At 34.1% G+C, this 16,854-nt stretch carries 12 protein-coding genes; 8 read left to right on the top strand and 4 right to left on the bottom strand.

Translation table 11 applies throughout. From position 1 onward, the window contains the following. Nucleotides 1-23: 23 nt before the first annotated feature. Together V6624_RS02740 and V6624_RS02735 are read right to left on the bottom strand one after the other, a co-directional pair. Nucleotides 24-3,107, bottom strand: coding sequence for a SusC/RagA family TonB-linked outer membrane protein (locus V6624_RS02740; protein ID WP_111286792.1), 3,084 nt, complete (start codon nt 3,105-3,107; stop codon nt 24-26). An 18-nt stretch (nt 3,108-3,125) separates the two neighbouring features. Continuing rightward, nucleotides 3,126-3,281 (bottom strand): hypothetical protein, encoded by a 156-nt coding sequence (locus V6624_RS02735; protein WP_338840788.1) that lies wholly within the window; start codon nt 3,279-3,281, stop codon nt 3,126-3,128. A 504-nt stretch (nt 3,282-3,785) separates the two neighbouring features. Here V6624_RS02735 and V6624_RS02730 point away from each other — a divergent pair. Further along, entirely contained in the window at nt 3,786-4,424 is a 639-nt protein-coding gene (locus V6624_RS02730) for a sugar-binding protein (RefSeq protein WP_338840787.1), read from the top strand. 182 nt (nt 4,425-4,606) lie between these two features. On the opposite strand, the gene V6624_RS02725 is transcribed toward V6624_RS02730, so the two are convergent. After that, nucleotides 4,607-5,647: a LacI family DNA-binding transcriptional regulator gene (locus V6624_RS02725; protein ID WP_338840786.1), complete on the bottom strand. Its 1,041-nt coding sequence runs from the start codon at nt 5,645-5,647 to the stop codon at nt 4,607-4,609. A 231-nt stretch (nt 5,648-5,878) separates the two neighbouring features. On the opposite strand from V6624_RS02725, the gene V6624_RS02720 reads away from it, so the two are divergent. The 7 genes from V6624_RS02720 (at nt 5,879) to yidC (ending at nt 15,776) form a co-directional block, all read left to right on the top strand. After that, nucleotides 5,879-6,970, top strand: a complete 1,092-nt coding sequence (locus V6624_RS02720; RefSeq protein WP_338840784.1) for a galactokinase family protein — start codon at nt 5,879-5,881, stop codon at nt 6,968-6,970. Between the two features lie 6 nt (nt 6,971-6,976). After that, complete coding sequence (locus V6624_RS02715; protein WP_338840783.1) at nt 6,977-7,858, top strand: sugar phosphate nucleotidyltransferase; 882 nt, start codon at nt 6,977-6,979, stop codon at nt 7,856-7,858. A gap of 165 nt (nt 7,859-8,023) precedes the next feature. Then, nucleotides 8,024-9,403, top strand: a complete 1,380-nt coding sequence (locus V6624_RS02710) for a sugar MFS transporter (protein WP_338840782.1) — start codon at nt 8,024-8,026, stop codon at nt 9,401-9,403. A 24-nt stretch (nt 9,404-9,427) separates the two neighbouring features. Beyond that, nucleotides 9,428-11,356 carry a glucosamine-6-phosphate deaminase gene (nagB, locus tag V6624_RS02705; RefSeq protein ID WP_111286780.1) on the top strand — a complete coding sequence of 643 codons (1,929 nt, stop codon included), beginning with the start codon at nt 9,428-9,430 and terminating at the stop codon, nt 11,354-11,356. A 347-nt stretch (nt 11,357-11,703) separates the two neighbouring features. After that, entirely contained in the window at nt 11,704-11,934 is a 231-nt protein-coding gene (locus V6624_RS02700) for a DUF3820 family protein (protein ID WP_111286778.1), read from the top strand. A gap of 232 nt (nt 11,935-12,166) precedes the next feature. Further along, nucleotides 12,167-13,783: a CTP synthase gene (locus V6624_RS02695; RefSeq protein WP_338840781.1), complete on the top strand. Its 1,617-nt coding sequence runs from the start codon at nt 12,167-12,169 to the stop codon at nt 13,781-13,783. Between the two features lie 79 nt (nt 13,784-13,862). After that, nucleotides 13,863-15,776, top strand: a complete 1,914-nt coding sequence (gene yidC / locus V6624_RS02690) for a membrane protein insertase YidC (protein ID WP_338840780.1) — start codon at nt 13,863-13,865, stop codon at nt 15,774-15,776. Nucleotides 15,777-15,848: 72 nt separating this feature from the next. Here yidC and V6624_RS02685 read toward each other — a convergent pair whose 3' ends face one another. Beyond that, complete coding sequence (locus tag V6624_RS02685; protein ID WP_338840779.1) at nt 15,849-16,826, bottom strand: fasciclin domain-containing protein; 978 nt, start codon at nt 16,824-16,826, stop codon at nt 15,849-15,851. Nucleotides 16,827-16,854 lie beyond the last annotated feature (28 nt).

Genomic DNA, 16,854 nt, shown 5'->3' with positions numbered 1-16,854 from the left:
ATGTTATTAAAAAGCATTTTAGACTAGTGAATTGCTACTTTAATTCCAAGTATAAATGTTCTTGAAGCTGGGAACGAGTTAAAATCGATTCCTCCACCTAAATTGTTAGATGAATGCCCATTTACTTCAGGATCATTTCCAGAATAATTTGTAATCGTGAATAAATTTTGTCCGATAGCGTACAATCTGATACTGTCAATAAATTTTACAGTTTTTAAAGCACTTTCAGGAATAGAATATCCGATAGAAACATTTTTCAAACGTAAGTAAGAAGCTTCTTCAACAAATTTTGAATTCACATAACTGCCGTATTTGCTTTTGTAATATCCATCTCTAGGAATATCTGTGTTTTCGTTTGTTCCAGCAACCCAGCGGTTTAATGCGTCTGTACTAGTAGAAGATTCGCCAACCATTGCGGTCATATTGTAAACTGAATAATCAAAAGCGCCTTGGAAAAAGATATTCATATCAAAATTTCCATATCTAAAATCGTTATTGAAGCCAGCTAAATAATGCGGAATAGAATTTCCTAAATACGTTCTATCAGCAGCTGTAATAGTTCCATCGCCATCAACGTCTACATATTTTGGATCTCCAGGCACAGATAAAGGTTGAGGTGCATAAGTTTCTCCAGTTTTGATAACACCTGCATATTTATATCCGTATAAAACTCCCATTTCTCTTCCTGGTTCCAATCTTGTAAACTCTTGTCCAGAAACCGTTCCGCTTGGGTTAGAAGTATTTGTACTGATAATTTTTACGTTGTCTGCAAGAGAAACAACTTCTTGTTTATTGTAAGCAATGTTTAGTGAAGTTCTCCAAGAAAATTTATCAGATCTGAAATTTTCAGTACTGATTCCGAATTCAAGACCTTTATTATCAATAACTCCAGAGTTAACTCTTTGAGTGCCAAATCCCCACCATCCTCCAACAGGAACATTTAAAAGAGCATCAGAAGTTCTCTTTTTGTAAACATCAAAAGTGATAGAAAGTTTGTCATTAAATAAACCTAAATCAAAACCTAAATCAGTTTGAGCTGTTTCCTCCCATTTTAGATTTGGGTTAGATAAGTTTGCTGGCTCTGTACCTGCTACGAAATTGTCTGGAGAAATAGTAACACCCCAAGAAGTCAATCGGCTCATGTAAGAGTAGTCTCCAATTCCGTCATTTCCTGTAATACCGTAACTTGCTCTTAATTTAAGTTCAGAAATTGCTTTTACGTTTTGCATGAAAGATTCGTTAGAAATTTTCCAGGCAACAGCTCCAGAAGGGAAAATACCAAATCTGTTATTTGGACCAAAACGAGAAGAACCGTCCTTTCTTATGGTGAAAGTTGCTAAATATTTGTCATTGAAAGCATAATTTAACCTTCCAAAGTAAGATGTCAATTTAGTTTCTGTTTTTTCAGTTTCAGGTTTCAAATAAACAGAAGCACCTTGAAGATTGTAATAAGTCAATAAATCACTAGAAAAACCTGTACCAGCTGCTCTTACTCTTTCGTAAGTGTCTTTTTGGTTTGAAGTACCAATCATTGCTGTTACAGCATGTTGTTCAATATCAAATTTATAAGTCAAATATTGTTCTGTACTCCATCTGAAATATGTTTTATTTTCTTCAGAACCAGAACCTTTTAAAGCTGCTCCAGCCACTAATGTACTTGGAGTATATTTTCCTTGAATATTTTCCTGCCATTCTGCACCAGCACCAAAGTGGTAAGTTAAACCTTTAATAATTTGATAATCTAAAAACATACTACCATTTACCAAACGATTGATAGTGTGATCTGTAGGTTCAAGTAAAAGCGCTAAAGCATTATCTTTTCCTTGATATTTGTAATAAGAACCATCAGCATTGTAAATCGGAATAGTTGGAGGAGCTGTTTGAATAGAGAACATTGGAGATAAAATATTATCACCAAAATCACTGTTATTTCCTTCAGCAACAGCACCATAAACATTAGTTCCCATATTCAATCTTTCGTTGAATCTTTTTTCACCGCCCATTCTAACGCTATATCTTTCAAAATCAGTGTTTTCAATAGCACCAGTTTGTTTCAAATAGTTTCCAGAAAGGAAGAATTTAGAGTTTTGATCGCTTCCGCTAAAAGTAAGCGTTCTATTAAGAACTTCTCCCGGACGAGTTGCAGCTTCAAACCAATTTGTATTCGCAATTGGAAAACTTGAAGGGAAAACGGGCGGTCTTCCATTTTCAGCCGCAATTGCATTCTGAATATCAGCGTATTGTTGTCCAGTTACCAAAGAAGGCTCTTTAATAATGTTTTGAAAACCATCAGAAATCTCTGCTTCAACGTTCATTTTTCCAGATTTTCCTTTTTTAGTCGTGATCAAAATAACCCCATTTCCTCCGCGAGCACCATAAATTGCTGTAGAAGCGGCATCTTTCAAAATCTGAATGTTTTCAATATCATTCGGGCTAATAGAAGCTCCTGTACTTGTAATAAATCCGTCCACTACATATAATGGAGCATTCGAAGTATTAATCGAGTTTCCACCTCTAATTACCACAGACGGGTTAGTTCCTGGCGCATAACTGTTTTGTTGTACTTGAACTCCAGAAGCACGTCCTTGTAAAGCCTGGCCAACGTTTGCAACAGTTCCACCTAAGTTTAAATTGTCTTTACTAAGCGAACTCACAGAACCTGTAAGGTCTTTTTTCTTAGATTTTCCGTATCCAATTACAACTTCTTCTAATTTTTGTCCTGCTTCTTTCATGACAATTTTTAGATGAGTGCTTCCAATAGTTACTTCTTGATCTTCCATACCAATGTAAGTAATCACAAGTTTTGTAGCATTATCAGGAACTGTAATGGCAAAACTTCCATCTACATCAGTTTGTACACCTTTTGTAGAACCTTTAACCACGACATTGGCACCAGGAAGAGGTAAACCATTTTGATCTGTAACTGTACCTTTTACTGTTTTTTCAAAAAACAGCGCTGAATAGTTTTTATCTGAAATTTTTATAGAAGAAGCTGCAGAAGCTTGAAATGTGAAAACTAATAGCGAAAGAACTGTTAATCCGATTTCTTTGCGGGATAAATTGTTAATCCGAAAATCTCTTGGCTTTTTTTGGGTTAATAATTTCATACTTTAAATTGGTTTTGGTTAATGTTTAATTGTTTTTTTCTTGTTTGTAGGTTTTAGATTTCTTTTTTGATCTGGAAATTCATTTTGTCTTTTTAATTGTTTTTTGATTGAGTCGTTTTTTATACAAGATGAAGGCTTCATTTTTTGCTCTAAACACTGCTTATTTAGTTCCATTTTCTCCTTTTTTGAAGACTAAAAATCACCTAAAATTTTGCATAATTAACTTAGTTTTAAGATTAATCTCTGACGAAACTATAGATTATATTTTTATAAAACAAGAAAAAACACAAAAAATGTGCTCGAACACACAAATTTTATGTTCTCGAGCACATAAAATTGTGCGAAACGTTTTTTTAAGCTTAAAATGATGTGATATTTTTAAAATATTTTAGAAATAGAGGCGCTCTTAAAACTGAGTGTTTTTTGAATAATAAATGCTGATTTTGAAAAAACTTGTGAATTTCGCAAAGACCTGTCGAAAAACGTAAAAATTAAACAGTCTTTTCTTATGGCTTTATGAAGATGATTTTTGGTTTATTTTAAGAAATGTATCTTGTTTTTCTATTCAATTTTAAACTATCTTGGTCCTCTTAAAAAAGAACAGAAAGACAGAATCAATCTGAAGTAGTTTTGACTTTTTAAGAGAATAAAAATTAACAAAAAATTAGAACCTGAATTGTGAAAGAATATCAAGTAGTTTTAATCGACAGAAATCAAAAAAAAGAGATCGAAATTTTAGATCCATCTTTTTGGGTAAAAGCAAATTGTCTAACAGATTTCTGTTCGCCTTGGAAAAACGATTCGTTTTCAAAAATTGAATTTAGAGCACTTTGGGATTTGGATTATCTTTATTTTAATTTCCAAGTTTTTGATTCAGAGGTTTATATTGATCGAAAAGATGATTCTACAGATAGTATCTGTAATTCTGATAGAGTAGAGCTATTTTTTAGAAAAGATGAAAAACTAAGTCCGTATTATTGTTTGGAAATGGATGTGGACACACGTATTTTGGACTTTGAAGCTTATCCGAACTGGAATTTCGATTACAATTGGAAATGGCCAGAAAATCAAATGGAAATACAATCAGTAAAAGAGCCAAATTCGTTTACTGTTGCAGGAAGAATCAGTATCGCTTCATTAAAAGAATTTGATTTAATTCAAAATAACACCATTGAAACAGGTGTTTACAGAGCTAAATTTTCTCAAAATGAAAAAGGAGAATATCAGCCAACTTGGATTTCGTGGGTTAATCCCAATACTGCAGAACCGAATTTTCACATTGCTTCCTCTTTCGGGAAGTTTGTGTTGATGAAATAATTTGCCGCAAAGTCGCTAAGACGCAAAGTTTTTTTTAAGTAATTTGAATTGCCTCCTAAGTATAGAAGTTTGGCTAAAAGCTATTAAAAAGTAATGCTGCAAAAAAACTTTGCGCTTCTGCGACTTTGCGAGATTTAAACAAAAAAACTTTGCGTCTTAGTACCTTCGTGGCAAAAAAAACGCTAGCTGACATAAAAAGAAGCATTCTCTACGTTTATAATATCAATCGGCAGCAAAATAGTTTCAGGAATGTCTTTTCTAAATAAAAAGTGATCTGCTAAAGTGCTAACGCCCAAATAAGCCTGTCTTTTTTGATTTTGGTGAATTAAAAAATGAACCAATCCCTGATTTAAAAAGCTGACATTTTTTTCAATCAAATCATAACCAATAAGCGCAATCTTTTTGTCTTCAAAATTCGATAGGCTAGAAGCTATTTGATATGCTTTGGAAGTGGTAATGAAAATACCGCTCAAATCAGGATGTTCGTCGATAAATGCGGCGAACTTAGTTTCGATGTTAGAATATTTTAATTTAAGTGTGATTAAAGAGAAATCAGGAAGATTCTTTTCTTCAAAATAACTTCTGAAACCTCGCTCTTTTTCCTGCATGTGAACTGCATTTTTAAGACTTTCGTCAATATGGATAATTGCAATTTGGCCTTTTGGAAGAATTAAATTCATCAAACTTGCAGCCACACGGCCACTTTTATATAAATCCTGACCAACAAAACTTTTAATAGAAGAAGATTCAACCTGGTTATTAAAAGTATTTACCATAATTTCCAATTCGTCATATCGTTTAATGATTTCTACTGTTTCCTTATGAAAAAGCGGAGTCAGTAAAACAGCGTCAGGCGATTGAGCTATTATGGTTTCGTTGGTTTTTAAAAAAGATTTTGTGCTTTCTGGATTAAAATAATGTATTTCTATAACTACATTGTACGCTTTGAATTCTGTTATGGCATCTTGAATTCCGTTTACACAAGGAAGCCAGTAAGGATCAAATGCTGGATCTGGAAGTAAAACGCAAATGCGATAGACTTTTGTACTTTTTAAATTTCGAGCAATTAAGTTCGGTTCATAATCAATTACATTCAAAACTTCATTGATTTTTTCCAGTGCCGCAGGAGATACTTTTCCTCTATTATGCAAAACGCGATCTACAGTTCCTTTAGAAACTCCAGCCATCTGTGCTATATCCTTAATTGTGTACTTTTTATCCATATGAGCAAATATAAAAACTTTGAGCAAATAAACGTAAATTTTTTGTAAGAATTCAAAAATGTGCTCGAGAACATAAAATTAGTGTGTTCGAGCACATTTTTCTATTTTTTCTTGTTTTATAAAAATATAATCTATAGTTTCGTAAAATCAAAACCAAAAAACTAAAATAAAAAGATAACCTAATAATGTTGTAATTTATTGAATTGCAATATTTTAACACAATGTGTTTACGTGAAAAAAATTACCTCATTAGCTCCCGGCCGAACTTGTCTCTTTGGAGATCATCAGGATTATTTAGGGCTGCCCGTTATAGCCTGTGCGATAGATCGAAATATTAAATTGATAGCAAAAGAAAATCAGACCGAGACATTTGTTCTGAATATGATTGATATTAATGAAATCCGAATAATCGATATACACGACGCTTTCGAAAAATTAGAACCAAGAGATTATTTTGCATCCTCATTGCGCGTCTTGCGCAGATATGGCTGCAAGCCAACATCTGGTTATACCATTACAATTACTGGAGATATTCCGATTAATTCAGGAACGTCAAGTTCGTCGGCCTTATTGATGGCTTGGATTCGTTTCCTGATAGAAGCTTTTGGAATTGATCATGAAGTTACGCCTGAATTTATCTCCAAATTAGGTTATGAATCTGAAGTTTTAGAACATGGAGAACCAGGTGGGATGATGGATCATTTTAGTATTGGCGTTGGAAATATTGTTTACATCAATACTAAAAAACCGTTTTCTTTTAATATAGTAGGAACAGAATTAAAAGGTTTAATTACAGGGGTTTCTGGTGTTCCAAAGGAAACCATCGGGCTTCTTGGCGAATTAAAAGGAAATGCTTTGATGGCAATTGATCTAGTAAAGCAGAATCATCCGCAGTTTGATTTAAATGCGTCCGAAATTGAGGATTTGGATAAATATCGAAACTGTCTTCCAGATCGTTTGATTCCGTTTTTTGAAGCAGCAATCAGAAATTACCATTATACCAAAGAAGCATTAAAGGAATTCGAAAAACCAGTTTTAGATCTTAAAAAAATTGGCGCTTTAATGAATGGGCATCATGAAGTTTTACGCGATTTGCTAAAAATTACCGTTCCAAGAATTGATGCAATGGTAAGCGCGGCATTGAAAGCTGGTGCATACGGAGCAAAAATTGTTGGTTCTGGCGGCGGCGGAAGCATTGTTGTAATTGCAGATCCTAAAAATGAAGGCGCTGTAATTGAAGCGATTTTAAATGCTGGAGCTGAAGAAGCGTATGCTGTTAATGTAGATCCTGGAGTACGAATTATTGATAATACTGAAATTTAAAATAAAATGCACGACAATTTAGTAATTCTAGCCGGCGGAGCTTCTTCACGTATGAAAAAAGAAGCGGTTATAGATAATTTATCTCCAGAGGAAATTGCGCAGGCAAACGAAAGAAGTAAAGGTTTAATAGGTGTTGGTGCAAGCGGAAGGCCTCTTTTGGATTATCTTTTATGGAATGCCAAAAAAGCGGGTTATAAAAATATCTATATTATAATAGGAGAGCAAGGCGAACTTTTTAAAGAGTTTTATGGAAGTCAAATGAAAGATAATGATTTTCATGGACTTAATATTTCGTTTGCGATTCAATATGTTCCAGAAGGAAGAATAAAACCGTTTGGAACTGCAGATGCTTTGTTTCAGGCTGTAGAGCAATATCCAGAATTGAATACGCAGTTTTATTCGGTTTGTAATAGCGATAATTTATATTCGGCTGAAGCTTTGCGTGCATTGAGAGAAACCGAAAGCCCGAACGCATTTATAAGTTATGATCGTGATGCAATGGATTTTCCGCTAGAACGTATTTCGCGATTTGCAATTGCAAAATTAGATCAGAACAATCAGCTTTTAGATATATTAGAAAAACCTTCGTCAGCTATTTTGGAACAATATAAAGATGCAGAAGGAAAGATTCGAGTAAGTATGAATGCTTTTAAATTTAATGGCAATACCTTATATATACATCTTAAAAATTGCCCTGTGCATCCAGAGCGTGATGAAAAGGAACTTCCAACGGTACTTTTAAACTCCGTGAAGGAAAATCCGAATACTACTGTCGGAATTCCGTTTTCAGAGCACGTTCCAGACTTAACTGCCAAAGAAGATATTGCTGATGTAAAAACATATTTAGCAAAATATTACCCTGATTTAAACTGGAATAGCAAAAATTAACAAAACTTTCATATCTAAATTAGAAATTAAGGAAATTTAATGTACTACTTTTGTTTTGCAAAAAAAATGCAGATATTTGCATAAATTACGCATTGAGTAATAAAAGCGTTGATTCTAATTTAGATTTTGAAAGAATTAAATCTATAACTAATCAACCCAAAAATTATGACAAACATTCAAAGTACATTGCAATTAGAGAAAAAAAACACCGTTGTTCCAATGGTGATTTTAACTTTATTGTTTTTTATTCTAGGTTTTGTAACCTGGCTAAATGGGCCACTAATTCCGTTTTTTGAATTGGCTTGCGAATTGACTTCTTCTCAAGCGTATTTCGTGACTTTCGCATTTTATATTGCCTATTTTGTAATGGCAGTTCCTTCTTCTTATATCATTGAAAAAGTGGGTTATAAGAACGGAATTTCTTTAGGCTTACTTATTATTGCTGCAGGAGCTTTTATGTTTTATCCTGCGGCTTCAAGCAGAACGTTTCTTTTCTTTTTAGCTGCATTATTTGTAATGGGAACTGGTTTGGCGGTTTTACAAACGGCCTCAAATCCGTATGTTGTTGTAATCGGGCCAAGAGAAAGTGCAGCGGCGAGAATCAGTGTTTTAGGAATTGCAAATAAACTAGCAGGATTTGTAGCGCCAATTGTACTTACAGTTTTGGTTTTGTCTAATATGCAAGACTTTACAGCTGATAAAATTGCTTTGATGGACGAGGCTTCAAAAACAAATGCGCTAAATTCTCTTGCATTGCAATTGCAAAGACCGTATCTTTATATGGGATTGATTATTACGGTTTTAGCTTTATTAGTTAAATTTTCTCCTTTGCCAGAAATTGATTTGGATGAAGAAGGAAATGTATCGCATCTGAATATTTTCAAACAAATAAAAAACGCATTTAGATATCCGCAGCTGGTTTTAGGCGTAATCACTTTAATGCTGTATTTGTCTGCCGAAGTGCTTGCCGGAGACTCTATTGGAGGTTTCGGAAAACAGCTTGGAGTTTATGGAGATGAGGGGAATTTCTATCTAAAATTAACTTCGTTTACAATGTCTGCAATGGTTGTTGGATATATACTCGGAATCGTTTTAATCCCCAAATATGTTTCTCAAGTTGCAGCTCTAAAAGCTTCAGGATTATTAGGTTTAGTACTGGTTTTGACGATTGTTTTGATTTCGCCAAAAATTACAGTTGCATTGCCTGGAACTCCAAATATTCCTCTAGTTATATTATTAGTAGCACTTTTAGGACTGGCAAATGCATTATGCTGGCCGGCAATTTGGCCAATGGCTTTGCAGGATTTGGGCGGATATACGAAGATTGGAAGCGCTATTTTGATTATGGGGATTATCGGTGGAGCGGTTTTTCCTCTTTTCTACGGAATGATTGTAGAAAGCGTGAATTCGTCAATTGTTGCAAAAAATATGCAAGATGTTTCAAGAAGCGGTAATCAGGTAGCTTATTTGATATTATTGCCATCTTATGCGATGATTTTATTTTATGCTGTGAAAGGGCATAAATACAGGAAATGGAGTAGTTGAACAAAAATAAAAAATTAATATATCATGTTAAAAAGTAAAATCGACAAGGCAACGGGTTTCGAAAAACGATTCGAAAACATCAATACAGTTGTTTTTGAAAACTCAACTGATGCTTCAAAAGAAGTAGCGCAGGAAATTGCGGCTTTAATTCAGGAAAAACAAAAAGAAGGAAAGCCATGTATTTTAGGTTTGGCAACAGGTTCTTCTCCAAAAGGACTATATGCTGAATTAGTGCGTTTGCATAAAGAAGAAGGTTTGAGTTTTAAAAACGTAATCAGTTTTAACTTGGATGAATACTATCCAATGGAACCAAATTCAATCAATAGTTATGTTCGTTTCATGAAAGAACTTTTGTTTGATCATGTCGATATTTTACCTGAAAACGCTCACGTTCCAGACGGACTTTTAACAAAAGAACAAATTGCAGATTATTGCCATGAATATGAAGCTAAAATAGAAGCTTTGGGCGGAATCGATTTGCAGGTTCTAGGAATTGGAGGTAACGGACATATTGGTTTTAACGAATCAGGTTCGCTTCAAAACTCTAAAACTCGTTTGGTGGCATTAGACCATATTACGAGAGTTGCAGCAAGCAAAGATTTCTATGGTTTAAATAATACGCCAAGAACTGCTATTACGCTTGGTGTTAAAAAAATCATGGAAGCAAAAAGAGTAATCTTGTTAGCTTGGGGAGAAGGAAAAGCAAATATTGTAAAAAAATCTGTTGAAGATGAAGTTACAAACAGAGTTCCAGCTTCATTCTTGCAAGAGCACAACAATGCAGTTTTTATTTTAGATAAAGAAGCTTCTTCAAAATTAACGAGAATTAACAAGCCTTGGTTGGTTGAGAAAATTGTTTGGACAGACAAATTAACTCGTAAAGCAGTTTTAGGATTGGCATTAGATCTTAAAAAACCAATTTTAATGCTTACTGATGCTGATTATATCGAAAACGGTATGAGTGATTTGTTAGCAGATTCAGGTCCAGCTTACGATACTAACATTAAGATTTTTAACAAATTACAAAATACTATTACAGGTTGGCCAGGTGGAAAACCAAATTCAGATGATTCTAATCGTCCTGAAAGAGCTGAGCCAGCTAAAAAACGTGTATTGCTTTTCAGCCCGCACCCTGATGATGATATCATTAGTATGGGAGGAACTTTCATGCGTTTGCAAGAGCAAGGTCATGAAGTGCACGTTGCTTACCAAACTTCTGGAAATATTGCAGTTGCAGATGATGAAGCATTGCGTTTTGCAAGATTCGTAATTGATTACAATGAGAAATTCGGAATCAAAAGCGAAGAAGCAGATAATATCTACAAAAAAGCAGAAGCATTTTTACAGAACAAAAAGAACAGCGAAATTGATATTCCTGAAGTTCGTTACATTAAAGGTTTGATCAGAAAAGGAGAGGCGAGAGCTACAAGTTATTTTGTTGGTCTTCCAGATTCTCAGATTCACTTTATGGAATTGCCTTTCTATGAAACAGGAACAATCGAGAAAAAACCAATCGGGCCAGAAGATATTCAGTTGACGGTTGATTTAATCGAGAAAATTAAACCACACCAAATTTACGCAGCTGGAGATTTAGCAGATCCACACGGAACGCACAAAGTTTGTTTAGATGCAATTTTTGAAGCGGTAAAAGTTTTAAAACCAAAAGAATTCATGAACGACTGTTGGTTATGGTTATACCGTGGAGCTTGGCAAGAATGGGGAATTGACGAAGTTGAAATGGCAGTTCCAATGAGCCCAGACCAAGTTTTGGCAAAACGTCACGGAATCTTCAAACACCAATCTCAAAAAGATGGAGTTGTTTTTCAAGGAACAGATGCAAGAGAGTTCTGGCAGAGAGCAGAAGACAGAAACCGCGAAACAGCTGAATTGTACCACCAATTAGGTTTAGCAACTTATGCTGCAATGGAAGCTTTCGTGAGATGGCACTACTAAAGATTCTAAGTTGCTAAGGCTCTGAGATTCTAAGTTTTTTTTTAGGGTTTTAGAAAATTGGGAATAAGTCTTAAAATAATATTTTTGAAGCAGGAAGAGAGAATGAAAATATGTTCTTTTTTCTTGCTTCTTTTTTTGTTTAGGTTCTAAGTTGCTGAGTTGCTGAGATGCTAAGTTTTCCAGTCTTTACAATAGTCTTCGTTTTAAAACTGTAAACTGTGACTGAGACTGAAAACTATTTTTTAATCTGTGGCATAAGAAAAAATAAATAGTAGTTTTGCATGAAATGAAATAAGCAGAAAATCTACGAAGTCTTTCATCTTGCTTCTTTCTTCTGCAAGAAAACTATGGATCAAGATAAAAAACAACTCATAAAATTAGCGCACACCAAAATGCCTTTCGGGAAATATGAAGGGCGATATTTAATCGATCTTCCAGAATATTACGTGGTTTGGTATCATAATAAAGGTTTTCCAAAAGGAGAGCTTGGTCAGCAACTACAACTTATTTATGAATTGAAATTAAATGGTTTAGAGGAGCTGATTCGAAATATAAAGAAGCAATATCCTAAACCATAATACGTATTGTTAGATTTTTATAAAATTGGATAAAATTTTGTTTTTATTGTTTGAAAAAATGACAAAAGATAGATAAAGATTAATATAATGAGCGGTTTTCTTTTGATTTGAAAAAGTCAAAAATCTTGCAATCTAAAATTCTAAAAATCTAAGAAGTCTATTGTATAAATTGTCTAATTAAATTTGTACTTTTGCCAAGTTTTTTACACAACTACTTACAAACAACAACAGAATGAATCAAACAAAATATATTTTTGTTACAGGAGGTGTGACCTCTTCATTAGGAAAAGGAATTATCGCGGCATCTTTGGCAAAATTGTTACAAGGAAGAGGATACCGTACTACAATTCAGAAATTTGATCCATATATTAACGTAGATCCGGGGACACTAAACCCGTACGAGCACGGAGAATGTTATGTGACAGATGATGGAGCTGAAACTGACTTAGACTTAGGACACTACGAGCGTTTCTTGAACGTTCCTACTTCTCAGGCTAATAACGTTACTACAGGAAGAGTTTATCTTTCGGTTATTGAAAAAGAAAGAAGAGGAGAATTTTTAGGAAAAACGGTTCAAGTTGTTCCTCATATCACAAACGAAATCAAAGACAGAATGCAATTGCTAGGAAAATCTGGCGATTATGATATTGTAATTACTGAAATTGGTGGTACTGTTGGTGATATCGAATCTCTACCTTATATAGAATCTGTTCGTCAATTGGTTTGGGAGTTAGGTGAAAATAACGGAATCGTGATTCACTTAACGTTAGTTCCATTCTTGGCAGCTGCAGGTGAGTTGAAAACTAAGCCAACACAGCACTCTGTTAAAACTTTAATGGAGAGCGGAATTAAAGCAGATATTTTGGTTTGCAGAACGGAGCACGAATTGTCTCAGGAATTACGCCAAAAATTAGCTTTATTCTGTAATGTGAAAAAAGAAGCAGTTATTCAGTCAATTGATGCTTCTACTATATATGAAGTTCCAAATTTAATGCTTGAAGAAGGATTAGATGTTGTAGCTTTAAAGAAATTAGATTTACCTAAAAAAGCATCTCCAGATCTTAAAAACTGGAATACTTTCTTAAAAAGATTAAAAAGTCCAAAACAAACTGTAAATATTGGTTTGGTTGGGAAATATGTAGAAATGCAGGATTGTTACAAATCTATTTTAGAGGCGTTCATCCATGCGGGAGCTGCAAATGAAACTAAAGTAAACGTAATTTCTATTCACTCTGAGCATATTAATGCTGAGAATGTAGCAGAGAAATTAGGAACTCTTGACGGAGTTTTAGTTGCTCCAGGTTTTGGAGAAAGAGGTATTGAAGGAAAAATCGAAGCAGTTCGTTTTGTACGTGAAAACAATATTCCTTTCTTCGGAATTTGTTTAGGAATGCAAATGTCTGTTATCGAATATTCTAGAAATATTTTAGGTTACGCTGAAGCGAACTCTACGGAGATGAACGAGAAAACATCTCATCCAGTTGTGAGTTTAATGGAAGAGCAGAAAAACGTAACAGACAAAGGAGGGACAATGCGTTTAGGTGCTTGGAAATGTGATATTAAACCAGACACTTTAGCGTACAGAATTTACGGAGAAAAAACTATTTCGGAGCGTCACCGCCACCGTTATGAGTACAACAATAAATATGCTGATGAATTGCAAAAAGCTGGTTTAAAAGCTTCTGGAGTTAACCCTGATACAGGTTTAGTAGAAATCGTAGAGCTTGAAAACCACCCATTCTTCATTGGTGTACAATACCACCCAGAATACAAGAGTACAGTTGCAAATCCGCACCCAATCTTTGTAAACTTTGTGGCTGCTGCAGTAAATGCACATAAAAAACAGTAATTAATATTTTGAGAAACTTGTAACTTTTGAGACAAACTCATTACTAATAAGCTTCAATGAATAACTTTTTTAAATTATAATGGAAGAAAAAAAATTAGACCTCAATTCAATCATTGGTTTTGTATTGATATTCGGAATTTTGATTTGGATTATGTACCAAAATCAGCCTTCTGAAAAAGAAATCGCTGCTGAAAAAGCCAAGAAAGAATTAGTTGCTAAACAAGAAGCACAAGCAAAAGCAGATAAAACTAAAACTGCGTCATTACCAGCTGCAGCTGTAACTCCTGGAGATACAGTTCAATTGGCTCAATTGCAAAAAACTTTAGGAGGATTTGCTTATTCTGCAACACTTCCTTCTGCAAAAGAAGCTTTTACTACAATCGAAAATGAAAAATTAAGATTGAAGATTGCTAATAAAGGTGGTTATATTGTTGAAGCTACTTTAAAAGAATTCGAAAGATTAAAAAAAGGTTCTGGTCAATTAGTTGAGTTAATCAAAAACAACAACTCAAATTTAAATTTACAGCTTGTTACTACAGACAATAGAACATTAAATTCTAAAGATTTGTATTTCGAACCAACATTAGAAAAAATTGGTGCAGATCAAGTTTTATCTATGCGTTTGAAAGCTGGAGCTAACGAATTTCTAGAATATAAATATATCCTTAAGCCAAACGATTATTTAGTTGGTTTTGATATCCGTTCTCAAGGTTTGAACAGAGTTTTAAATTCTGCAAAACCAGTTGATTTGCAATGGGATTTAAAAACATACAGAAACGAAAAAAGCGTTGCGTATGAAAACCGTTATGCACAAATTGATTACAAATACGAAGAATCAAAATACAATAACGTAAGTTCACACGGACAAGGAAAAGAAGATACTCCAGCAAAAGTTAGTTATGTTGCGTTTAAACAGCATTTCTTTACTACAATTTTATCTACAGAAAAACCTTTTGAAACTTCAAAATTACAATCTGACGATTTAGTTAAAGACGAAAAAATTGATACTGTTTTCACTAAACAGTTTAGAGCTAATTTGCCTTTAGCGTTTTCAAATGGAGAGATCGATTACAAAATGAATTTGTATATGGGTCCTGCAGATTACAAAACATTAAAAGCTTACGATAAAAACTTCGAAAAGATTATTCCGCTTGGATGGGGAATCTTCGGATGGATCAACAAATGGATCTTCATTCCGTTATTCGGATTCTTAAGTTCAACAATCGGATTGTCATTAGGAATTGCGATTATCATTTTTACGATTATCATCAAATTGGCAATGTCGCCAATTACATATAAATCATTCTTGTCTCAGGCTAAAATGAAAGTTTTAAGACCTGATATTGCTGAGTTGGGAGAAAAATTCAAAAAAGACCCAATGAAAAAACAGCAGGAAACAATGAAACTGTACAACAAAGCAGGTGTAAACCCAATGGCAGGATGTATTCCAGCATTGATTCAGTTGCCATTTATGTACGCATCGTTCCAGTTTTTCCCTGCGGCATTTGAATTAAGACAAAAAAGCTTCCTTTGGGCAGACGATTTATCTTCTTTTGACTCGGTGGTAAAATTACCGTTCAATATTCCAATGTATGGAGATCATATCAGTTTATTCCCGATCTTGGCAGCAATTGCAATTTTCTTTTACATGAAAATGACTTCAGGAGATCAGCAAATGGCAGCGCCTCAGCAAGAAGGTATGCCAGATATGGCAAAAATGATGAAAATCATGATTTATGTTTCGCCATTAATGATGTTAATTTTCTTCAATAACTACGGTTCTGGTTTGAGTTTGTATAACTTTATTTCAAACTTAATTACAATCGGAATTATGTTTGTAATCAAAAATTATATTGTGGACAGTGAAAAAATTCACGCTCAAATTCAAGAGAACAAACAAAGAGAGCCTAAAAAGCCAAGTAAGTTCCAGCAACGTCTTCAAGATGTAATGGAACAACAAGAAGCGGCAAAAGCTCAGAATAAAAAGAAATAATTCTATATAAATAAAACAAAAAACCGTCTCGTTTTTTTAACGAGACGGTTTTTTATTTACAATTAGTTTTATTTAAAATTTAGGTAATAAAACCTTGTCGATAACATGGATTATACCGTTTGAACATTGAACATCTGTTGCGATAATATTACTCACTCGATTATTGGTGTCAGTAATTTTTGCGCCTCCAGTAAGGCCAATTGTGAAACTTTGACTCGCAAAAGTATTAACTACCTGTCCGTTTGTTAAAGAAGTCGATTGCACATTCGCACCAGCAACCACATGATATTTCAGGGTAGTTTCTAAAACATTAGCAGGAATCGCAGAAAGACCAGAAAATCCAGTTTCGGTTAAGAAGCTTGTAAATGCAGTATTTGTAGGTGCAAAAACTGTAAAAGGTGAACTTGCAGTTCCAGATAATATTCCAACAAAACCAGATGCAGAATTATAGCTCAATGCTGTTACAAGTGTTGTAAAATTTTTGTTAGCCACAGCATGGTTAACAATAGTAGGTAATCCTATTACACCATCAACCAAATGAATAACCCCATTTGAAGCTTCAATATCTGCAGTTGTTACTGTTGCGCCACCGTTGGCTTTTCCACCATTAATATCAACTCCTGTGTTTTTTTCAAGATACATACTTATGGTGTTTGAAGCTGAAGCATTTCCTTTTGCCATAGTTTTTACATATCCTGTAGTAATATCGCTAGATTTTACTTTTGTGTTTAAAACATGGTTGAGTAATATTTCTTTTAAAGCGGCAACGGGAACTGCGTCCAGATTAGCATAACCGTTTGCAGAAAGGAAAGCGCTAAAAGCTTTATTATTTGGCGCAAATACTGTATATGAGCCAGAAGAGTTCAATGTAGCAGCTAGATCTGCTTTTTCTAAAGCAGCAACTAAACTACTAAGATCGGGATTTGCTTTCGCGATAGATAGAATCGTTTGTGCGGTCTGTTGCGAATCATTGTCATCATTATTACACGAAATACTGACGAAAGCAATTATTGCTAAAAAAGCAATTAATTTAATTTTAAATGTTTTCATAATATAGTTTTTAGTTTGTTAGGCTAAA

Source organism: Flavobacterium ginsenosidimutans (assembly GCF_037478105.1).
Classification (GTDB): domain Bacteria; phylum Bacteroidota; class Bacteroidia; order Flavobacteriales; family Flavobacteriaceae; genus Flavobacterium; species Flavobacterium ginsenosidimutans.
Note: the sequence above shows the minus strand (reverse complement) of the source record. Positions and strands in the feature narration are given on the sequence as shown.